Source organism: Streptomyces sp. NPDC090021 (genome assembly GCF_044748225.1).
In the GTDB taxonomy this organism is placed as follows: domain Bacteria; phylum Actinomycetota; class Actinomycetes; order Streptomycetales; family Streptomycetaceae; genus Streptomyces.
This window is the reverse complement of sequence record NZ_JBIVFO010000008.1, coordinates 56,136-77,246: the sequence shown is the minus strand read 5'-3', so window position 1 is coordinate 77,246 and position 21,111 is coordinate 56,136. Positions and strand designations below refer to the sequence as shown.

18 protein-coding genes, 1 tRNA gene and 1 riboswitch are annotated in these 21,111 nt (G+C 70.7%); of the genes, 14 read left to right on the top strand and 5 right to left on the bottom strand.

Translation table 11 applies throughout. From position 1 onward, the window contains the following. Positions 1–191: 191 nt before the first annotated feature. Positions 192–812, top strand: coding sequence for a SurA N-terminal domain-containing protein (locus tag ACIPXC_RS08185; RefSeq protein WP_401614713.1), 621 nt, complete (start codon positions 192–194; stop codon positions 810–812). Between the two features lie 28 nt (positions 813–840). Further along, on the top strand, positions 841–1,893 hold the full coding sequence (locus tag ACIPXC_RS08180; protein ID WP_401614711.1) for a nucleoside triphosphate pyrophosphohydrolase: 1,053 nt from the start codon (positions 841–843) through the stop codon (positions 1,891–1,893). A 13-nt stretch (positions 1,894–1,906) separates the two neighbouring features. Here the strand turns inward: ACIPXC_RS08180 and ACIPXC_RS08175 are convergent, their stop codons facing one another. Continuing rightward, complete coding sequence (locus tag ACIPXC_RS08175) at positions 1,907–3,091, bottom strand: globin domain-containing protein (RefSeq protein ID WP_401614709.1); 1,185 nt, start codon at positions 3,089–3,091, stop codon at positions 1,907–1,909. Between the two features lie 180 nt (positions 3,092–3,271). On the opposite strand from ACIPXC_RS08175, the gene ACIPXC_RS08170 reads away from it, so the two are divergent. The 9 genes from ACIPXC_RS08170 to ACIPXC_RS08130 all read left to right on the top strand — a co-directional run bounded on the left by ACIPXC_RS08170 (position 3,272) and on the right by ACIPXC_RS08130 (position 13,994). Beyond that, a complete protein-coding gene (locus ACIPXC_RS08170) occupies positions 3,272–4,549 on the top strand; it encodes a cytochrome P450 (RefSeq protein WP_401614707.1) in 1,278 nt (425 codons plus the stop codon). Positions 4,550–4,724: 175 nt separating this feature from the next. Beyond that, a complete protein-coding gene (locus ACIPXC_RS08165) occupies positions 4,725–5,696 on the top strand; it encodes a transglycosylase family protein (RefSeq protein ID WP_401614705.1) in 972 nt (323 codons plus the stop codon). Positions 5,697–5,972: 276 nt separating this feature from the next. Next, positions 5,973–6,143: riboswitch (cyclic di-AMP (ydaO/yuaA leader) on the top strand. 3 nt (positions 6,144–6,146) lie between these two features. Next, positions 6,147–6,869 carry a transglycosylase family protein gene (locus tag ACIPXC_RS08160; RefSeq protein ID WP_401614703.1) on the top strand — a complete coding sequence of 241 codons (723 nt, stop codon included), beginning with the start codon at positions 6,147–6,149 and terminating at the stop codon, positions 6,867–6,869. 285 nt (positions 6,870–7,154) lie between these two features. Beyond that, positions 7,155–8,441: a phosphopyruvate hydratase gene (gene eno / locus ACIPXC_RS08155; RefSeq protein WP_381749176.1), complete on the top strand. Its 1,287-nt coding sequence runs from the start codon at positions 7,155–7,157 to the stop codon at positions 8,439–8,441. 90 nt (positions 8,442–8,531) lie between these two features. Then, positions 8,532–9,020, top strand: coding sequence for a septum formation initiator family protein (locus ACIPXC_RS08150; RefSeq protein ID WP_401614700.1), 489 nt, complete (start codon positions 8,532–8,534; stop codon positions 9,018–9,020). A gap of 56 nt (positions 9,021–9,076) precedes the next feature. Continuing rightward, the gene (locus tag ACIPXC_RS08145) at positions 9,077–9,619 is read left to right on the top strand and encodes a DUF501 domain-containing protein (RefSeq protein WP_401614698.1); all 543 of its coding nucleotides are present in this window, start codon (positions 9,077–9,079) and stop codon (positions 9,617–9,619) included. Continuing rightward, on the top strand, positions 9,616–10,569 hold the full coding sequence (locus ACIPXC_RS08140) for an exopolyphosphatase (protein ID WP_401614696.1): 954 nt from the start codon (positions 9,616–9,618) through the stop codon (positions 10,567–10,569). The genes ACIPXC_RS08145 and ACIPXC_RS08140 overlap by 4 nt, the downstream gene beginning before the upstream one ends. 504 nt (positions 10,570–11,073) lie before the next feature. Next, positions 11,074–12,459: an NAD(P)/FAD-dependent oxidoreductase gene (locus tag ACIPXC_RS08135; RefSeq protein WP_401614694.1), complete on the top strand. Its 1,386-nt coding sequence runs from the start codon at positions 11,074–11,076 to the stop codon at positions 12,457–12,459. Between the two features lie 146 nt (positions 12,460–12,605). Continuing rightward, positions 12,606–13,994, top strand: coding sequence for a class I SAM-dependent methyltransferase (locus ACIPXC_RS08130; RefSeq protein ID WP_401614692.1), 1,389 nt, complete (start codon positions 12,606–12,608; stop codon positions 13,992–13,994). A gap of 96 nt (positions 13,995–14,090) precedes the next feature. On the opposite strand, the gene ACIPXC_RS08125 is transcribed toward ACIPXC_RS08130, so the two are convergent. Beyond that, positions 14,091–16,643, bottom strand: coding sequence for an ABC transporter permease (locus ACIPXC_RS08125; protein WP_401614690.1), 2,553 nt, complete (start codon positions 16,641–16,643; stop codon positions 14,091–14,093). A gap of 61 nt (positions 16,644–16,704) precedes the next feature. Continuing rightward, positions 16,705–17,478 carry an ABC transporter ATP-binding protein gene (locus ACIPXC_RS08120; RefSeq protein ID WP_376126523.1) on the bottom strand — a complete coding sequence of 258 codons (774 nt, stop codon included), beginning with the start codon at positions 17,476–17,478 and terminating at the stop codon, positions 16,705–16,707. A gap of 399 nt (positions 17,479–17,877) precedes the next feature. Between ACIPXC_RS08120 and ACIPXC_RS08115 the strand changes: the two genes are divergently transcribed. Both ACIPXC_RS08115 and ACIPXC_RS08110 read left to right on the top strand, forming a co-directional pair. Beyond that, positions 17,878–17,959: transfer RNA gene (locus ACIPXC_RS08115), tRNA-Leu, on the top strand. Positions 17,960–18,106: 147 nt separating this feature from the next. Further along, positions 18,107–18,955, top strand: a complete 849-nt coding sequence (locus ACIPXC_RS08110; RefSeq protein WP_401614688.1) for a Bax inhibitor-1/YccA family protein — start codon at positions 18,107–18,109, stop codon at positions 18,953–18,955. Between the two features lie 116 nt (positions 18,956–19,071). Here the strand turns inward: ACIPXC_RS08110 and ACIPXC_RS08105 are convergent, their stop codons facing one another. Further along, complete coding sequence (locus tag ACIPXC_RS08105) at positions 19,072–19,302, bottom strand: DUF4287 domain-containing protein (protein ID WP_030716449.1); 231 nt, start codon at positions 19,300–19,302, stop codon at positions 19,072–19,074. Positions 19,303–19,402: 100 nt separating this feature from the next. Here ACIPXC_RS08105 and ACIPXC_RS08100 point away from each other — a divergent pair, with 100 nt between their 5' ends. Continuing rightward, complete coding sequence (locus ACIPXC_RS08100; protein WP_401614686.1) at positions 19,403–19,747, top strand: hypothetical protein; 345 nt, start codon at positions 19,403–19,405, stop codon at positions 19,745–19,747. Here ACIPXC_RS08100 and ACIPXC_RS08095 read toward each other — a convergent pair. Next, complete coding sequence (locus tag ACIPXC_RS08095) at positions 19,731–20,546, bottom strand: hypothetical protein (protein WP_401614969.1); 816 nt, start codon at positions 20,544–20,546, stop codon at positions 19,731–19,733. The genes ACIPXC_RS08100 and ACIPXC_RS08095 overlap by 17 nt on opposite strands. Between the last annotated feature and the right edge of the window lie 565 nt (positions 20,547–21,111).

Sequence of the window (21,111 nt, the reverse complement as noted above, 5' to 3'; positions counted from 1 at the left end):
TGGGCCGACCCTGGCAGCACCGGGGGAAGCGGGAGTGGCCGCGGAGTGGCTGCGACACGAACAGACACGTACCCCGGACACCCCGCGAATCGTTGGTCGAACCGGTGGCCCGGGCCACCCTTACTGCATACCATCGATCACCGCACGGCCCTTGTGCACAGACGCACAATCTCCCGGCCCTGGAGGCTCCTTTGCACCGTCGCACTGCGCTCTCCGTCTCCGCCGCCCTGCTCGTGGCGGCGCCCCTGCTGTCCGCCTGCTCGGGCGAGACCCGGCCCGGCACCGCGGCCGTCGTCGGCGGTGAACGGATCACCACCTCCGCGCTCCAGGCCCAGGTGAACGACGTCCGCACCGCACAGAACCGGTCCGAGCAGGCCGCGATCCTCATCGCCAACACCCCTCAGCTGGAGAGGATCAAGCTCGGCAAGATGATCCAGCTGCGGGTGCTGGAGCGGGCGGCCGACGACGCGGGCATCTCCGTCACGACCAAGGAGATCGAGGACGCCCGCAAGGCGCAGGAGGGCGACAAGGGTGCGGCGGCGCTGGAGCAGATGGCCCTGCAGGCCCGCGTCCCGCTGGCGCCCGGGCAGATCGACGAGGACCTGCGCTTCCGGCTGCTGCTCGACAAGCTGAGCGAGCGCTTCGGCGAGGACCGGATCATCGAACCGCTCACCAAGGCGTCGGAGGCCCTCGACATCGAGGTGAACCCGCGCTACGGGGCCTGGGACGCCAAGCAGGTCGGCCTCGGCCCGGTGGAGACCCCCTGGATCACCCAGCGGACCCGGCCCGAGCAGCAACCCGCCGGAGCCTGAGGTCCTGCGGCGGAGGTAGGTTCGGAGGGTGACCGACCACTCCCAGCCCACCGCCCCGGCCGAGCCCACCGGCCGTATCGTCCTGCTGACCACCAGCCACCGGGTCGCCCCCGGCGTGCTGTCCTGGCCGGCGTGGCAGATCCTGCACGCCGCGGACCGGGTGCTGTGCGCCGACCCGGGCCACCCGCAGCTGCCGTACCTGCGGGAGGCGGGCGTCGAGGTCGAGCACGCGGCCCCGGACGCGCACGCGCTGGTCGAGGCCTGCGCGGGCGGCCGTACGGTCGTGGTGCTCCCGGGCGGGGAGGGTGACCAGCGGCTCACCGACGGGCTGGCCCGGCTGGCCGGCTCCGGCCGGGTCTCCATGCCCGACCTGGAACTGCTGCCCGGTTCCTACGACCTGCCGGGCGCGCGCCTGCTCGACCTGGTCCAGGTGATGGACCGGGTCCGGCGCGAATGCCCGTGGACCTCCCGGCAGACCCACCGGGGCCTGGCCAAGTACGCCATCGAGGAGGCGTACGAACTCGTCGAGGCGATCGAGGACGGGGACCGGGAGGAGCTGCGCGAGGAGCTCGGCGACGTGCTGCTCCAGGTGGTCTTCCACGCCCGGATCGCCGAGGAGGGCCTTCCGGACGGCGCCGACGCGGAGGACGGCGACGAGGAGGACGGCGACGAGGAGGCTCTCGGGGCGTTCTCCATCGACGACGTGGCCGGGGCCCTCGTGGAGAAGCTGATCCACCGGCACCCGCACGTCTTCGGTGACGCGGAGGCCGAGACCCCCGAAGACGTCCACGCGCACTGGCAGCGCACCAAGGCGGTCGAGAAGCGGCGGGAGTCCGTCACCGACGGGGTCCCGGTCGGCCAGCCGGGCCTGGCGCTCGCGGCCAAGCTCGCGGGCCGGGCCCGTGCGGGCGGGGTGGCCGTGGAGCTGCCCCGCGGCGAGGGCATCGGGTACGAGCTGCTGGAACTGGCGGCCCGCGCCGAGGCGGAGGGCGTCGACCCCGAGACCGCGCTGCGCGCGGCGGCCCGCGTCTACCGGGACGCGATCCGGGCGGCCGAGGGCCTCGCGGCCCCCGCGCGGTGACCGCCCGGTCCTCTCAGTACTCCTTCGGGGCGCGGGCCGAGGGGTTGAGCCAGTGCGGTTCCGGGCGGTTCAGGAACCACTCGCCGAAGCCCAGCGGGCGGTCCGGCTGGTCGTGGCCGCGGCCCCCGGAGGGTACGACGTCGTGGAAGAGCCGGGCCGGCCGGGCGCCGAGTTCCTCCAGGAGACGCGCGGTCTCGTCGATGAACTGCACCGGACCGCTGAGGTAGACGTCCTGGTCGGGCCACAGGCCCCGGTTGCTCAGCGCCGTCGCGAGCCGTTCGGTGGCCTCGTTGCGGTGCCGGCCGGGGGCGGGCGTGATGTAGGTGACGTCGAGCCAGCCGCAGGAGGTGCCGTAGGCGTCGATGAGCGGGCGGTCGTAGAGGTGTGCGCCGTCCCGGGCCACCACGAAGAGCCGTACGTCCTGGTCGGGCGGCCGGTCCGCGAGTTCCTCCAGCAGGGCGCGGATCGGGGCCCAGCCGGTGCCGGCGGCGATCAGGCTGACCGGGCGGTCCGAGCGCCGGAAGGTCAGCGCTCCGCCCGCGGCGCCGAGCCTGAGGACGTCGCCGGGCTGCGTCTCGCGGACCAGGGCGGTGCTCAGCCGCCCGCGGTCGATCCGGCTGACGTGGAGGTCGACGGTGCCGTCGGGGCGGGGGGCGTTGCCGATGGAGTACGTGCGCCAGGTGCGGGGGACCCGCTCGCTGCTCACGCTCGTGTACTGGCCCGGGAGATAGGGGAAGGGGGCGTGCGGCCGCAGGGTCAGCACGCCGATGTCCTGCCCGTACTGGAGGTGTCGCACCACCTCCGCGTCCCACCACGGCGGGTCCTCGCTCGCGTCGGCCCCGGCGAGCATGGCGTCGGCGATCACCTGGTAGGCCTCGGTCCAGGCCTTCTCCACCTTCGGGGTCCAGGCGCTGCCGGAGGTCGCGGCGAGTGCGGCCAGCAGGCTGGAGCCCACGACCGCGTAGTGCTCGGGGCGGACCAGGAACTTGCGGTGGTCGCGCCCCAGGTCGTGCAGGTAGGGGCCGATGGTGTCGTCGTCGAAGCGGGAGATCACGTGGGTGAGCGCGGCGAAGAGCCGGTCCCGCTGGCGTTCCATGTCCTCGGAGGAGACCGGGAAGAGGTCACGGACTCCGGGGTTGTGCCAGAAGAGGTGCGAGTAGAAGAACTTGACCGCGTGTTCGGCCCTTCTCTCCACCACCGCGAAACTGCTTTTCAAGATCCTCACGTCCACATATCCGAAAGTAGGAGTGCCGGACGGGGCGAGGTCAAGTGTTGTCCGATCTACGGACAGCCGCGACCATGCAGTCATATCGGATGACGGACCGGCGGGCCGCGGCCCGCGCGGGTCCGCCGGTGCGCGGCGGCTACTGTCGGGGACATGCACGATCAGTCGTCCACTCCCTCCGTCGGCGCGGCGCCCGAACTCTTCACGTGGGAGTTCGCGACCGATCCCTATCCGGCCTACGCGTGGCTGCGCGAGAACGCGCCGGTGCACCGCACCAGGCTTCCCAGCGGGGTCGAGGCCTGGTTGGTCACGCGCTACGCCGATGCCCGCCAGGCCCTCGCCGACCAGCGGCTCAGCAAGAATCCGGCGCATCACGCCGAGCCCGCGCACGCCAAGGGCAAGACCGGGATCCCGGGGGAGCGCAAGGCGGAGCTGATGACGCATCTGCTGAACATCGACCCGCCGGACCACACCCGGCTGCGCCGCCTGGTGTCGAAGGCGTTCACCCCGCGCAGGGTCGCCGAGTTCACCCCGCGGGTGCAGGCGCTCACCGATCACCTGATCGACGCCTTCGCGGGGAGGGGCGAGGCGGACCTCATCCACGAGTTCGCCTTCCCGCTCCCCATCTACGCCATCTGCGAGATGCTCGGAGTACCGCGGGAGGACCAGGACGACTTCCGCGACTGGGCCGGCATGATGATCCGCCACGGCGGCGGGCCGCGCGGCGGGGTCGCCCGGTCGGTGAAGCAGATGCGGACCTACCTCGGCGCACTCATCCACCGCAAAAGGGATGATCTGGGCGACGACCTGATCTCCGACCTGATCCGGGCGAGCGACCACGGCGACCATCTGACGGAGGGTGAGGCCACCGCGATGGCCTTCATCCTGCTCTTCGCCGGCTTCGAGACCACCGTGAACCTCATCGGCAACGGCGTCCACTCCCTCTTCATGAACCCCGTCCAGCGCGAGCGCCTGCAAGCCTCCCTGGCCGCCGGCGAGAGCGCTCTGCTGACCACCGGCGTGGAGGAACTCCTGCGCTACGACGGTCCCGTGGAGCTGGCGACGTGGCGCTTCGCAACCGAGCCGCTCACCCTCGGCGGCGAGCGGATCGAGACCGGCGACCCGGTTCTGGTCGTCCTCGCGGCCGCCGACCGGGACCCCGAGCGGTTCACCGATCCCGACACCCTCGACCTCTCCAGGACCGACAACCAGCACCTGGGATACGGACACGGCATCCACTACTGCCTGGGCGCGCCGCTCGCCCGGCTGGAGGGACAGACGGCCCTGGCGACCCTGTTGACCCGCCTGCCCGATCTGGAGCTTGCCGTTCCACCCCAAGACCTGCGCTGGCGTGGGGGGTTGATCATGCGAGGGCTACGTACTCTTCCCGTTCGCTTCACGGCTCAAAACACTTGCGCGGAAACTGATTAAAAGTCAGGTTCCGCTTGAACTTGTGACAATCGTTCGAAGGCCGCTAGGTTCTGCCGTTACCAGGCTGTTATGCGAAAGGTGATCCCTCATGCTCTCCGGGAACGGCCGTCACAGACGCCCCCGCCAGGTCCCCGCGCTGGTTGTCACAGCCGGAGTCACTGGCTCCGCACTGGCCATGCCACTGCTGGCCGCCACCAGCGCGAGCGCTGCCGACACCGCCACATGGGACAAGGTGGCCGAGTGCGAGAGCGGCGGCTCGTGGAGCGCGAACTTCGGCAGCGGCGCGTACGGCGGGCTCCAGTTCACCCAGGAGGAATGGCAGAACGCCGGCGGTCTGGACTTCGCCGAGCGGGCCGACCTCGCGAGCCGCTCGCAGCAGATAGCCGTGGCCGAACGCGTGCTGGCCTCCCAGGGTCCGCAGGCCTGGCCGCTGTGCGCGGCCTCGGCCGGACTGGACCAGCAGGGTCCGGCCGCCGCGGTCGACCCGGGTCTGCCGGGCAGCACCACGGCGGTCGGTCCCGCGCCGTCCCGCCCCGACGACGTCGTGCCCTCCGCCAAGGGCGACAAGCCGCCGACGGACTTCGGGCTCTCGACCGCGGAGACCCCGAGCCCCACCGGCTCCCCCTTCCTGATTCCCGACGCGCCGTCCGTCGGACTGCCCGTCATGCCGGCGCCGGACGTCCCGACGACGCCCCCGACCGCCCCGACCGCCCCGACCGCTCCGACGGACCCGACGGCGCCGGTCACTCCCACCGACCCGACGGTCCCGGCCCTCCCGGCGGACCCGACGGCGCCCACGGTCCCGCCGGTCGCCCCGAGTCCGTCCCCGGCGGACCCGACAGCCCCCGAGGCGCCGACCACCCCGACCACCCCGGTCGCCCCGGCCGCCCCGTCGACCCCGGGCGCCACTCCCGCCGAGGGCAACGGCAAGCACCGCGGTGCACCGTCCGCCGAGGAGGGTGCGCCGTCTGATGCGGCGTCCGGCCCCGTCTACACGGTGCAGGCGGGCGACAGCCTGGCGACCATCGCGGTCGCCAAGGGCGTGAAGGGTGGCTGGAGCGGCCTCTACGCGGCCAATGAGCAGGTCATCGGCAATGACGCCAACCTGATCAAGCCGGGTCAGAATCTGGATCTAACCGTGCAATAAGGGCAGTTGGTTCGTCCGGAAAGACCTGATTGTCTGTTTTCTGCAAGTGAGACATGTGTCTCTTCCGGTCAACTGGCGTGTCCCGTCCGGGGGCTTTTGCAAACCCCGTTCTCACCTGCGCAAACACCCCTGCGGGGAGCGCAAGTAGGGGCCGTTTCTCCCCGATGCTCCTGGTTGAGCATCGGGGAGGGACCTGTCTACCTTCTGAGTCGCCCGCCACCGCGGGCTCCTTCGACCGCATCGCCGAATCCTGCCGGCGGACGGGGGGAACAGTCGTCGCGTCAAGCGCCGAAGGCAGGAGCGGGGGAACCAAGGTAGGTGCCGCGAGCGGTCGTTGAGAGACGGCCGGGAAGCGGCTTGGGGTTAAGTGGTGCGCTGGGTCGCACCGCCGGGCACTCACGGGCCCGAACCCGACAGCTCACCTCGTAGGCGTCGGTGAGGAGAAACCTCATGCTGCTTTCCGGCAAGGGCAAGCACCGTCGCGGCTCCAAGGCCGTCCGCATCGTCACGCTCGCCGGTGTCGCCGGTGTGGCCGTGGCCGCCCCCCTGATGACCGCGGGCGCCGCCAGCGCCGCCACCGCGTCCGAGTGGGACAAGGTCGCGCAGTGCGAGTCCGGTGGCAACTGGTCCATCAACACCGGCAACGGCTACTACGGCGGACTGCAGTTCTCGTCCTCCACCTGGGCCGCTTTCGGTGGCAAGTCGTACGCCCCGCAGGCCAACAAGGCCTCCAAGGCGCAGCAGATAGCCGTGGCCGAGAAGGTCCTGAAGAAGCAGGGCAAGGGCGCCTGGCCGCACTGCGGCAAGGGCCTGTCGAACTCCTCGTACACCGGTGGCGGCTCCACCGAGACCCCGGCCTCCACCAAGCCGAAGGCCGAGACGAAGAAGGCCGAGACCAAGAAGACCGTGACCAAGAAGACCGAGACCAAGGCCGCGCCGAAGAAGGAGACCAAGCGCCCCGAGGTCCCGACCACCCGCTCCGAGCGCACCGAGGCCCCGGCCGCGCCGAAGACCGGCAACGGCTCCTACGAGGTCAAGCCCGGCGACACCCTGGGCACCATCGCCGAGGCCAACGGCGTCAAGGGCGGCTGGCAGCAGCTCTTCGAGCTGAACAAGGACATCGTCTCGGATGCCGACCTGATCTACCCCGGTCAGAAGCTGAAGCTCAGCTGAACGCCGCGGTAACAGCCGCAGAAGCGTACGCACGACGCAGAATTCCCACCGCCCGGCGCCCCTTCCCCCCGCGCGCCGGGCGGTGGTGTGTGCGGGTGCGAGGACCCCTCCGAGTCCGATGACCAAGGGTCGTATGTCCCGGAAGAGGGGTATTCGGTCCCTTTTTCGTCCCAGGGGTCGGGCGGTCGGCCGGTCGAACCCCCGAAGCCGGTTAGGCTCTAGGCGGCAAGGCCATCCCACGGCCTGACACGCCACCGCACACCCAGCGTCACATCCCAGAAGGAGATGCTCGTGCCGTCCATCGACGTCGTCGTAGCCCGGGAAATCCTGGACTCCCGAGGCAACCCCACGGTCGAGGTCGAGGTGGGCCTCGACGACGGCAGCACCGGCCGTGCTGCCGTTCCGTCCGGCGCCTCCACCGGTGCATTCGAGGCCATCGAGCTGCGTGACGGTGACCCCAACCGTTACATGGGCAAGGGCGTCGAGAAGGCCGTCCTGGCCGTCATCGAGCAGATCGGCCCGGAGCTCGTCGGCTACGACGCCACCGAGCAGCGCCTGATCGACCAGGCCATGTTCGACCTCGACGCCACCGACAACAAGGGCTCGCTCGGCGCCAACGCCATCCTCGGCGTCTCCCTCGCCGTCGCGCACGCCGCGTCCGAGGCCTCGGACCTCCCGCTCTTCCGCTACCTCGGCGGCCCGAACGCGCACCTGCTGCCCGTTCCGATGATGAACATCCTCAACGGTGGGTCGCACGCCGACTCCAACGTGGACATCCAGGAGTTCATGATCGCCCCGATCGGCGCGGAGTCCTTCTCCGAGGCGCTGCGCTGGGGTGCCGAGGTCTACCACACCCTCAAGAAGGTCCTGCACACCAAGGGCCTGTCCACCGGTCTCGGTGACGAGGGCGGCTTCGCCCCGAACCTGGAGTCCAACCGCGCCGCGCTCGACCTCATCATCGAGGCCGTCAAGCAGGCCGGCTACACCCCGGGCAAGGACATCGCGCTCGCGCTCGACGTCGCCGCGTCCGAGTTCTACAAGGACGGCAAGTACGAGTTCGAGGGCCAGTCCCGCTCGGCCGCCGAGATGACCGACTACTACGCCGAGCTCGTCGAGGCGTACCCGCTGGTCTCCATCGAGGACCCGCTGTTCGAGGACGACTGGGCCGGCTGGAAGACCATCACCGACCGCCTGGGCGCCAAGGTCCAGATCGTCGGCGACGACCTCTTCGTCACCAACCCCGAGCGCCTGGCCCGCGGCATCGAGGAGGGCTCCGCGAACGCCCTCCTCGTGAAGGTGAACCAGATCGGTTCGCTGACCGAGACCCTCGACGCCGTCGAGATGGCCCAGCGCAACGGCTTCAAGTGCATGATGTCCCACCGCTCCGGCGAGACCGAGGACGTCACCATCGCCGACCTCGCCGTCGCCGTGAACTGCGGCCAGATCAAGACCGGCGCCCCGGCCCGCTCGGACCGCGTCGCCAAGTACAACCAGCTGCTGCGCATCGAGGAGATCCTCGACGACGCCGCGGTGTACGCGGGCCGCAGCGCCTTCCCGCGCTTCAAGGGCTAATCACGCTCAGCCTCCGTACGTCCCCGCACTCGGTCCCGTACCGTGTGCGGGGACGTATTGCGTAGTGCGTACCAAAGGGGAGGCGGACCCATGGCCGGGAACCGGGATCGGTTCTCCACCTTCTCCACCGCGACGCGGCTCAGACAGCTCGGCGAGCGGACCGCGGCACACGTCTACCGCTCGCAGACGCGCCGTCAGGTGCGCCGCAGCCGTCTCACCGGCAGGGCCGCGCTCCTGGTGCTCGTGCTCTGTACGCTGGTCGTCGCCCTCGCGTATCCGATGCGCCAGTACGTCTCCCAGCGCTCGGAGATCGCGGAGCAGCAGCGGGCCGCCGCGGCGGCGCGGGACCGCCTGGAGCGGCTCCGCGACGAGAAGGCCCGCTGGCAGGACGACGCGTACGCGGAGCAGCAGGCGCGAAGGCACCTGCACTTCCTGCGCCCGGGGGAGGTCGGCTACATCATGAGCGACCCCGGGGCCCGGCCGCCGGAGCCGCACCGGACCGGCCAGGCCGGCTCCGACCGCCCCTGGTACTCGAACGTCTGGGACGGCGTCGACAAGGCCGACCGCCCGAACGACTAGTACCGCAGCCAGTACCGCAGCACCCATCCACGAGAACGAAGAGACTTCCTCCAGGCATGCAGACGCCCCCGCCCCAGACCGACCGGACCGAGCCGACCGACGCGGACATCGAGGCGTTCGAGCAGCAGCTCGGCCGCCCGCCGCGCGGGCTGCGCGCCATCGCGCACCGCTGCCCCTGCGGGCAGCCCGACGTGGTGGAGACCGCGCCGCGGCTCCCCGACGGCACCCCCTTCCCGACGCTGTACTACCTGACGTGCCCGCGCGCGGCCTCCGCCATCGGCACGCTGGAGGCCAACGGCGTGATGAAGGAGATGCAGGCCCGGCTCGCCGAGGACCCGGAGCTCGCCGCCGCCTACCGGGCCGCGCACGAGGACTACATCCAGCGCCGCGACGCCATCGAGGTGCTCCAGGGCTTCCCGAGCGCCGGCGGCATGCCGGACCGGGTCAAGTGCCTGCACGTGCTCGTCGGCCACTCCCTCGCCGCCGGCCCCGGCGTGAACCCGTTCGGCGACGAAGCCCTCGCGATGCTGCCCGAGTGGTGGGCCAAGGGCGCCTGCGTCACACCGTGCGGAGAGAACAAGGACGGGGAGTCCCGGTGATCCGGGTCGCGGGCATCGACTGCGGTACGAACTCCATCCGGCTGCTCGTGGCGGACTGCGACCCCGCCACGGGCGAGCTGGTCGAGCTCGACCGGCGGATGACCATCGTCCGGCTCGGCCAGGGCGTGGACCGCACCGGGCGTCTGGCCCCGGAGGCACTGGAGCGCACCTTCGCCGCCTGCCGCGAGTACGCGGCGGTCATCAAGGAGCTCGGCGCGGAGCGGGTGCGCTTCGTGGCGACCTCGGCCTCCCGGGACGCCGAGAACCGGGACGACTTCGTCCGCGGTGTCGTGGAGATCCTGGGCGTCGAGCCCGAGGTGATCTCCGGCGACCAGGAGGCGGAGTTCTCCTTCACCGGCGCCACCAAGGAACTGACCGCGCACAACTACCTGGAGCGGCCGTTCCTGGTGGTCGACATCGGCGGCGGCTCGACCGAGTTCGTGGTCGGCGACGACCATGTCCGGGCGGCCCGGTCCGTGGACGTGGGCTGCGTCCGGATGACCGAACGCCACCTCGTGGTGGACGGCGTGGTCACCGACCCGCCGGCCGAGAAGCAGATCGCGGCCGTCCGGGCCGACATCGAGGCCGCGCTGGACCTGGCGGCCGAAACCGTCCCGCTGACCGAGGCACGCACCCTGGTCGGTCTGGCCGGTTCGGTGACCACCATCGCCGGGATCGCGCTCGGGCTGCCCGAGTACCGGTCGTCGGAGATCCACCACTCCCGGATCTCCTACGAGCAGGTCCGCGCGATCACCGAGCGGATGCTGACGGCCACGCACGACGAACGCGCGGCGATCCCCGTGATGCACCCGGGCCGGGTCGACGTGATCGGAGCGGGCGCGCTGGTCCTGCTGGCCGTCATGGAGCGCATCGGCGCCTCGGAGGTCGTGGTCTCCGAGCACGACATCCTCGACGGCATCGCCTGGAGCGTGGCGGGCGCCACCGTGTGACGCGCCGGTCCGTCGGACGACGGGGGTTCCACGACCGGCCGGTCGTGGAACCCCCGTCGTCGTTCCGGGTCGTGCACGCGATGACCGGTGCAATCACCTGGTCCATCGGTCGAACGACCTTCGAACCAGGGTGTGAGGGCTCTTCGAGGTCATGATCCGGAAAAAGTTCGTGAAGTTCTTCACAAGGAAAAGGTGCCTGCCGGGGTGCGGGAAGGGCCCTTCGGGGTCTTGCGGAAGGCCCGAGACCCCTTTTGTCGCGCGTTCGTGCGATCCATGGAGGCGACGGGTTCCGCGTCAGAGGTAAGGACGAAACCCGGTGGTCTACTCCGGTTCAGGCCTTGGAGGCCAGTTCAGGACGGGTGAACAACGACTCCCGATACCTCTTGGTTCCCGTCGCGTGTCATGACGTCCGTCACGTGGGCGGCGGAGTGTAGCAGAGGCCCTCCGTCTCCTTGTGAAGGGGCTCACGAGCAACACCCCATTGGGTGCTGGATACTCGTTCTCATGAGCACCACGGAGCGTCCCAGGATCCTCGTTGTAGGAGGTGGGTACGTAGGCCTGTACGCAGCCAAGCGCATCATGAAGAAGATGCGCTACGGCGAGGCGACCGTCACGGTCGTCGACCCGCGCTCGTACATGACCTACCAGCCCTTCCTCCCCGAAGTGGCCGCAGGCAGCATCTCGCCGCGGCACGTCGTCGTCCCGCTGCGACGCGTGCTGCCCAAGGCTGAGGTCCTCACCGGCCGGGTCACCACCATCGACCAGGACCGCAAGGTCGCCGTCGTCACGCCGCTGGTCGGCGAGGCGTACGAGCTGCCCTTCGACTACCTGGTGATCGCCCTCGGCGCCGTCTCCCGCACCTTCCCGATCCCCGGTCTCGCAGAGCAGGGCATCGGCATGAAGGGTGTCGAGGAGGGCATCGGCCTGCGCAACCACGTGCTGGAGCAGCTCGACAAGGCCGAGTCCACGACGGACGAGAACGTCCGCCGCAAGGCCCTCACCTTCGTCTTCGTCGGCGGCGGTTTCGCCGGCGCCGAGACGATCGGCGAGGTCGAGGACATGGCCCGCGACGCCGCGAAGTACTACTCCACGATCAAGCGCGAGGACATGCGCTTCATCCTGGTCGACGCGGCCGACAAGATCCTCCCCGAGGTCGGGCCCAAGCTCGGCACCTGGGGCAAGGAGCACCTGGAGTCCCGCGGCATCGAGATCTACCTCAACACCTCGATGGACTCCTGCGTGGACGGCCACGTGGTGCTGAAGAACGGCCTTGAGGTCGACTCCAACACCATCGTCTGGACCGCCGGCGTCAAGCCGAACCCGGCCCTGGCCCGCTTCGGCCTCCCGCTGGGCCCGCGCGGCCACGTCGACGCCGAGCCGACCCTCCAGGTCAAGGGCACCGACTACATCTGGACCGCCGGCGACAACGCCCAGGTCCCGGACATGGCCGCCCGCCGGGCCGGCGTCGAGAACGCCTGGTGCCCGCCGAACGCCCAGCACGCGCTGCGCCAGGCCAAGGTCCTCGGCGACAACGTCATCTCGGGCATGCGGGGCTTCCCGCAGACCGAGTACGCGCACTCCAACAAGGGTGCGGTGGCGGGCCTCGGCCTCCACAAGGGCGTCGCGATGATCGTCATGGGCAAGATGAAGATCAAGCTCAAGGGCCGGCTCGCCTGGTACATGCACCGTGGCTACCACGGCATGGCCATGCCGACCTGGAACCGCAAGATCCGCGTCTTCGCCGACTGGACCCTCGGCATGTTCCTCAAGCGCGAGGTCGTCTCCCTCGGCGCGCTGGAGACGCCGCGCGAGGAGTTCTACGAGGCCGCCAAGCCGGCGCCGGCCCCGGCCGCCGCCGCTGCCCCGGCCGAGAAGGCCAAGGCCTCCTGACCCTGCGTCGGGAGACCGGCCGCTGAGCCGGTCGAAGGTACGACCCCGAAGGGGCCGCCCGCCATCCGTGGTGCGGGCGGCCCCTTCGGCGTACCCGGGGCCGCGGATGGGTAGACGGATGGGTCGGAACTTTGTGGAGGTGCGCCATGACCGACGCCGCTCCGCGGCTGGCCGCTCTTGCCGAGACCCTGCTGGGCGGCCCCCTGCCCGTGCGCATCCGCGCGTGGGACGGGACCGAGGCCGGGCCGCCCGACGGCCCCGTCCTCGTCGTCCGGGGCCGCCGTGCCCTGCGCCGCATGCTGTGGAAGCCCGGGGAACTGGGCCTGGCCCGGGCCTGGGTGGCCGGTGACCTGACCGTCGAGGGCGACCTGTTCGAACTGCTGGACCGGGTGTCGGGCCTGCTCTGGGACCGGGGCCGGCCGACGGTGCGCGTGCCCGCCCCGCCCGCGTCCCGCTTCGGCGCGCTGCGCCCGCGCCTGCCCCGCTCGCTCCTCGCCGCGGCGACCACCGCCACGGCCACCGCCGAACTGCTGCGCGACGCCGACGCGCGGGGCGCCGTACGGGACCTCGTCGCCCTGGCCAGGCCCTGGCCGGCGCCGGCGCCGCCCGGCGAGGAGGCGGCCCGGCGCAGCGGCCCCCGGCACACCCGGGGCCGCGACCGGCAGGCCATCAGCCACCACTACGACGTCGGCAACGACTTCTACGAGCGGGTCCTCGGCCCCTCCATGGTGTACTCCTGCGCCTACTGGACCCCCGGCTCGACCCTGGAGCGGGCCCAGCACGACAAACTCGACCTGGTGTGCCGCAAACTCGCCCTGAAGCCCGGGGACCGGCTCCTCGACGTCGGCTGCGGCTGGGGGTCGATGGCCCTGCACGCGGCCCGGGAGTACGGGGCCCGGGTCACCGGGGTCACGCTCTCGCGCGAACAGGCCGTGTACGCCCGTAAGAAGGCCGCGGACGAGGGCCTGGCCGATCTGGTCGAGATCCGGATCCAGGACTACCGGGACGTCAAGGACGACCCCTACGACGCCATTTCCTCCATCGGCATGGCCGAACACGTCGGAGCCGACCGGTACCGCGACTACGCCCGCACCCTGCACGCCCTGCTGCGCCCCGGCGGCCTGCTGCTCAACCACCAGATCGCCCGCCCGCCGGAGGCCGACGAATCGGCCTATCGGGTGGACGAGTTCATCGACGCGTACGTCTTCCCCGACGGGGAGCTCTCCCCGGTCGGCACCACGGTCGCCGAACTGGAACGGGCCGGCTTCGAGGTCCGCGACGTGGAGGCGCTGCGGGAGCACTACGCCCTGACCCTACGGGCCTGGGTGGCCCGGCTGGAGGAGCACTGGGACGAGGCCGTGGCCCTCACCTCGGCGGGCCGGGCCCGGGTCTGGCAGCTCTACATGGCGGCCTCCGCGCTCGGCTTCGAGCGGGGCCGCCTCGGGGTCAACCAGGTGCTCGCGGTGCGGTCCGCGGCGCGCGGGGACTCCGGGCTGCCGCTGCGGCTGCGGACCTGGGGCGGGCAGTCGGCGTAATCGTTCCTGCGCGGACGACGCCGAAGGGCCCCGGGGCGTGGTGCTTGCCCCGGGGCCCTCGCGCGTCTCGTTCCGCCTTCCGCGTGATGCGGTCCGCTATTCGGTCTTGATGGCGGTCAGCATGTTCAGACGGGCGGCGCTGCGGGCCGGCCACATGGCGGCCAGGACGCCGACAGCGGCGGCCAGCAGGAGGAAGATCCCGATCCGGTCCCACGGGAGGATCAGCTCGTAGCCGGGCATGGACTTCGCCAGGGTGGAGCCGACGGCCCAGGCGAGGAAGACGCCGATGGCGACGCCGAGGGCGGCTCCGAAGAGGGAGATCACCACGGCTTCGAGGCGGATCATGTTCTTGACCCGGCTGCGGTCGAGGCCGATGGCGCGCAGCATGCCGATCTCCTGGGTCCGCTCGAAGACGGACATGGCCAGGGTGTTGACCACGCCGAGCACCGAGATGACCAGCGCCATGCCGAGCAGGCCGTACATGATGTTCAGCATCGTGTTGATCAGGCCGCCCATCTCGTTGCGCATGTCCTGCTGGGTGGCGACGGTGATGGCCGGGTTCTTGCCGAGGGCGTCCACGACCTTCTGCTGGGCGGCCTTGGAGGCCCCGCCGTCGACGTTGACGTACACCTCGGGGATGTACATCTCCTCACTGTGCAGGCTGAGGATCCTGTCGTCGATGACGTAGGGGGAGAGCAGGCCCTCCATGTCCTTGAAGATCGCGCCGACCTTCACAGACGCTTCCTGGCCGTCGTCGTACGTCACCTTGATCGGCGTGCCGACGGTGAGCTTCTCCTTCGTGGCGGTCTTCTCGGCGACGGCGACCTCGCCCTTGCCGAGGCTGTCCAGGGAGCCGCTGAGGACCTCGACGTTGAGGAGCTGGCCGATGGTGGCCGGGTTGACGCCGGAGGCGGACCGGAAGTCGCCGTCGACCAGGAAGTAGCCGGCCGTCTGCGGGGAGACCGCCTTGATACCGGGGGCCTTGGCCAGGGTCTCGGCCACGGACTTGTCCAGGCTGCCCGCGTCGGAGGACATGGAGACCCGGTAGTCGGCCTTGAGCTTGTCGGTGCTCATGCGGTCGACGACCTTGCCGACGGTGATGCCGAGCACGGACAGCGTGGTGACGAGGGTCAGGCCGATCGCGAGGGAGGCGGCCGTGACGGCGGTGCGGCGCGGGTTGCGGACGGCGTTCTGGGCGGCGAGCTTGCCCGGGACGCCGAACACCTTCTGCAGCAGCGGGCGGACCGCGCCGATGACCGGCTTGGAGAGCAGCGGGAGCAGCACGATCATGCCGATCAGCATGAAGAAGGCGCCGCCGCCCATGGTGATGCGGCCGGCGCTGCCGCCCTGGGAGACGCCCAGGAAGACCAGGCCGATGCCGCCGAGGCTGATGACCGAGCCGAGGATGTTGCGCAGGACCAGGGACTTCGAGGAGGCCGGCAGATGGGCGCTGCCCATGGCGGCCACGGGTGCGATCCGGCCGGTGCGCCAGGCCGGCAGCAGGGCGGCGACGGTGGTGACGACGACGCCGATGACGAAGGCGGCGACGATGGTGCCCGGGGCGATCACGGGGGCGCCGCCCGGCAGCTTCGCGCCGAGGGAGCCGATGACGGAGCGGATCCCGATGGCCAGGCCGACGCCGCCGAGCAGGCCGACGGCGGCCGACAGGAAGCCGACGACGAGGGCCTCGGTGAGCACCGAGCGCATGACCTGGCCGCGGTTGGCGCCGACGGCGCGCAGCAGGGCCAGCTCCTTGGTGCGCTGGGTGACCAGCATGGTGAAGGTGTTGTAGATCAGGAAGATGCCGACGAAGAGCGAGATGCCGGCGAAGACGAGCAGCATCGTGCTGAGGTTGTTGAGGCCCTTCTCGATCTGCTTGGCCTGCTCCGCGGCGAGCGCGGTGCCGGTCTGCGCCTTGGTCGTCTTGCTGTCGAGCAGGGGCTTGATGTCGGCGAGCAGCTGGTCGGCGGAGGTGCCGTTCTTCGCGGCGACCGACAGCTCCTGGAAGTAGCCGGGCTGGAGGTAGAGCTCCTGGGCGACCTTGGTCTCGAAGAGGACCAGGCTGCCGCCGGCCTGGACGGCGCCGTCCTCGGTCGTGAAGACGCCGGCGAGGGTGTACTCCTTGACCGGGCCGTTGGTGGCGACGCGGATCTTGTCGCCGACCGTGTACGAGCCCGTCTCGGCGGTGGCCCTGTCGAGGGCGACCTCGTCGGCCCTGGCCGGGCCGGCTCCCTGGGTGAAGGTGTAGCGCGGGTCCTTGCCGTCCTTGACGGGGGAGTAGTTGCCGCCCTTGTTGGACCAGCCGGAGCCGATCAGCTTGCCGTTCTCGTCGCCGACGCCGGCGAAGCCGGAGACGCTGCCGGAGACGGTGTCGACGCCCGGGAGCGCCTTGATCCTGTCGAGGGTCTGCTGGCCCAGGCCGGGTTCGCCCTCCTTCCGGCCCTGCTCGTCGCGGCCCTGGCCGTACGAGGTGACCGAGACGGCGACGCCCTCGTAGCTCTTGGCGGACTGGCCGGAGAGGGACTTCTTGAGGGTGTCGGTGAAGACGAGGGTGCCGGATACGAAGGCGACGCCGAGGGTGACGGCGAGCACCGTCATCAACAGCCGGGCCTTGTGCGCGAGAACGTTGCGCAGGGCGGTACGGAACATGGGAGGTCTCAGTCCTGGGGCTGGAAGTCTTGTCGGAGGGCGGCCTGGGGCGGGACCGGGATCAGCTGGTGCGGCCCTTGGCGTCGAAGGCCTTCATGCGGTCCAGCACGCCGTCGGCGGTGGGGCTGAGCATCTCGTCGACGATCCGGCCGTCGGCGAGGAAGATGACGCGGTCGGCGTAGGAGGCGGCGACGGGGTCGTGGGTGACCATCACGACGGTCTGGCCGAGCTCGCGGACGGAGTTGCGCAGGAAGCCGAGGACCTCGGCGCCGGAGCGGGAGTCCAGGTTTCCGGTCGGCTCGTCACCGAAGATGATCTCGGGGCGGGAGGCCAGGGCACGGGCGACGGCCACGCGCTGCTGCTGGCCGCCGGAGAGCTGGGTGGGGCGGTGGCCCAGACGGCCGGAGAGGCCGACCATGTTCACGACGGTGTCCAGCCACTGCTGGTCGGGCTTGCGGCCGGCGATGTCCATGGGGAGCGTGATGTTCTCCAGGGCCGTCAGGGTCGGCAGCAGGTTGAACGCCTGGAAGATGAAGCCGATCTTGTCCCGGCGCAGCTGTGTGAGCTGCTTGTCCTTGAGGGAGCCCAGTTCGGTCTCGCCGATGCGGACCGAGCCGGCGGAGAAGGTGTCCAGGCCGGCGACGCAGTGCATCAGGGTGGACTTGCCGGAGCCCGAGGGGCCCATGATCGCGGTGAACTGTCCCTGGCCGAAGTCCACGGAGACGTTGTCCAGGGCGACCACCTGGGTCTCGCCCTGGCCGTACACCTTGGAGAGGCCGGTGGCGCGGGCGGCCACGGCCTGGGTGGTGCGCGGGGCGTGGTTCATGGTGGTCACAGGACGGCTCCTCGGTCTGTTGTGCGGGACTTCTCCATCCTCACCCGGCCCTTACACGCCGCGGATCAGCCGCCGTGCCTGTTCCCGGGCCCACTCGAGACTGACGGCGGGCGGGCGCGCATCCTCCTCTGGTATGACAGGAAGCCCGGTCGGCGGGCGGTGTCCCGGGGTGGCGGGGAGGGTGGCGCGGAGGGTGGCGCGGGCCATCGAAATCCCGTCATTCCCGTACAGGTGGTGATCGACGTCCAGAACGGGCCGACCGTGCATTCTGAGGCCTGATGGACCCTCAAGCGCCAATAAAATCAGACAACATCGGATAGACGGCCGGTCGGCGGCGAGTGTCTTCCGGATAGGCTCGGCACAGCGTTCAAGGCTTTTCCACGGGGGCCGCCACGCCCTGCCCGGATGGTGGAATGCAGACACGGCGAGCTTAAACCTCGCTGGCCTTCGGGTCGTGCCGGTTCAAGTCCGGCTCCGGGCACTCCGCAGCTCTGGCGAGGCTCACCTCGTATATCCCCTGCGCTTCGCCGCGCCTTCTCCTAAGATCCTCCTCCAGCAGTAGGGTGCTTTCTTTGCGAGCGCATTACTCTTGTTGCGAGGCCGCGCTCGGTGGCCACTGAGGAGTGAGATGAGGAGCAGTAACCCGGTCTTCTCGCGACGGGGGTTCAGCCGCGACAACGGTGGCTACGCGGGCTTTGACGCGCAGCACCAGCAGGCCGGGACCAACCCGTACGCGACGAACCCGTACGCGATGGACCCGGCCACGGGTATGCCGCAGGCGCCGGCGCGCACCAACGCGATGACCATCGACGACGTCGTGAGCCGTACGGCCATGACGCTCGGCACGCTCATCGTGACGGCGACCCTTTCCTGGGTGCTGCTGCCCGTCGACCCGGCCAACCTCGGCACGTCGTACGCGATCGGCATCGGCGCCGCCCTGGTGGCCTTCGTCTTCGCGATCATCCAGTCGTTCAAGCAGAAGGCCGCCCCGGGCCTGATCCTGGCCTACGCGGCCTTCGAGGGCGTGTTCCTCGGTGTGATCAGCGCGGCCACCAGCACCTACTTCGGCGCCGGCGTGGTCATCCAGGCCGTGCTGGGCACGATGTGCGTCTTCGCCGCCGTGCTCCTCGCCTACAAGATGGGCTGGATCCGCGTCAACCGCCGCTTCTACGGCTTCGTGATGGCCGCGGCCCTCGGCTTCATCCTGCTCATGCTCGCGAACACCCTGTTCGCGGTCTTCGGCGGCGGTGACGGCCTCGGCTTCCGCAGCGGCGGCCTCGGCCTGCTGTTCGGCGCCATCGGCGTCATCCTCGGCGCCTGCTTCCTCGCCCTCGACTTCAAGCAGGTCGAGGACGGCGTGACCTACGGCGCCCCGCGCGAGGAGGCCTGGCTGGCGGCCTTCGGCCTCACCATGACCCTGGTGTGGATCTACATCGAGATGCTTCGCATCTTCCAGATCCTCTCGGGCGACGACTAGCAGGACCGGCGGGCCGTCAGGCCCGCCCGGTCCGGCACACCCCACGGGAAGGCCTCGCGAGCAACGGCTCGCGGGGCCTTCCCGCATGGAGGGGCTGCGGGGGCGGGGGAGAGGGGTCAGCCGAACCGGCGTGCGGCCCGGCGCAGGTCGTACTCGTGGATGATCGCCTTGGCCTGGCCGTACGACAGCTCGTGCGCGCCGCGCAGCCAGCTGACCTTCTCCTCGAACCGGACGAGGGAGGGGCCTTCGTCGACGGTGCGGAGCCAGTCGGACACCTCACGACCGGTGGTCTGGGGGATTCTGTCGATCATGTTGCGGTGGGTCTGCTCGGAGAACTCTACGGACATGGGCGCCTCCGGAGGTTGTGCCGTGCTGTTCTCTTCACGCCACCGTGCCGGAGAGTTCGCCCGTTGGCAATGGTGCCCGGACGACGCGTAAGGTCGCCGGGTGCTTGATACTTCGCCCCTGAGCGCCGCCGTGGACCGTTTCGCCGACCGGCTGCGGGCCGCACCGCAGAGCCGCCTCCAGCAGGGGACGGCCGCCGTGGCGCTGGAACTGGCCCGCGAGCTCTCCGTACGGGCGCAGCAACTGGAGGAGCCCGGACGGGCGCCCCGGGAGATGCCGGACGCCGGGATCTTCGTCGTCGGCGACCAGGTGGCCGTGGCCGGGCTGGACCTCGTCGAGGCCCTGCGCGGCGCTGCGGGCGCCCCGGACACGGCGAAGGCCCCGTCCGAGGTGCTGGACGAGGCCGTAGCGCTGGTGGAGCAGGCAGAGATCAGAGCGACGCGATGACGCGGTCCGCGAGGATGTAGACGTTGCTGTCGGGGTCCTCGGAGTCACCGCAGGAGAAGGTCAGCGCATAGGCGCCGGAGATCCCCGAGCCGCCCAGCAGGACCGGAGCGGTGCCCGAGCGCAGCGCCTCGGCGAGCCGCTCCGCGGTCTCCCGGTGCCCCGGGGTCATGCACAGCGTGGTGCCGTCCGTGAAGACGTACACGTCCAGCGTGCCCAGCGGGCCGGGTCGGACGTCCGCGAGGGCCGTACGGGCCTCCGCGAGCTCCTCCAGGCGGTTCACGGTGCGCTCGTGGTCGGCGCCGGGGTGGGCCGCCTGGACCGGTACGAAGTCGGGGTGCGAGGGGTGGCGCCGGCGGGCGGCGGCCAGCTCGGCCGAGTCCTCCGGGTACCCGGGGAGCTCGTCGAGCGCCTCCTCGCCCAGGACCGGCTCCAGGCCCACCAGGTCGGCCTGCCGGGGCAGGAAGACCGGGCTGTCCTCACCGAGCCCGGGCAGTCCGCCCAGCAGCGAAGGGGCGTCGGCGGCGTCGCGGGCCTCCTGCGCGGCCCAGAAGGCGCGCGCCTCGGCCAGCTCCCGCTCGCGCTCCTCGGCCAGGGCCTCGGCCACGGCGGCTCGTATCTCCGCGGCGGGGGACTCGGCGGCGTTGCGGGCGTGCGGGACGGTCGCGGCGCGGGCGTGGACCGGCACCGCCAGCTCGCCTCGCAGGGCGGTGACCTGCTTGCGCAGACCGTGGACGGCGTGCAGAGCAGCAGCGCCCACGGCCGTGGCAGCGGCCGTGGTCAGCAGCAGGGCAAGAGACATGGCGCTCACTGACTAACTCCTGAGGTGATTCGATCCCCCGACTTCCTACATCAGAGTGTCCCGGCCTGGGAATGGCGTGCAGTGCATTACGTCACGAAATGGACAGGGCTTTCGTCACACCTTGTTCCCCTGTGTCGGCGCTGACCTGCGTAAACATCGATCCCCCAGGACATAGGTCACATCCTGGGGGAGATTCGGTCACAGGTAGGCCGCGACCGGATTAGAACCGGCGTCAGTACGGCCCCTGCCGCCAAGGGCCGACTGGCCCCGCTCTTGATCCAGTAGCGGCGGTCCTACGTTCGGCTACGAACGACCGGGGCCCCGGCGGCTGCGGGCAGGCCGACCCAGCCGCCCTCTTTCTTGGTCGCGCTGGGCTTCGCCACCGCTGCGGGCAGGTGTCGCGCTTGCCACGGGGTGGAGCCGCGCATCGGTACGGCCGCGCGACCCCTACCCTCCGCTACGGCTCAGCTCAGCCGCCCTCTTTCTTGGTCGCGCTGGGCTTCGCCACCGCTGCGGGCAGGTGTCGCGCTTGCCACGGGGTGGAGCCGCGCATCGGTACGGCCGC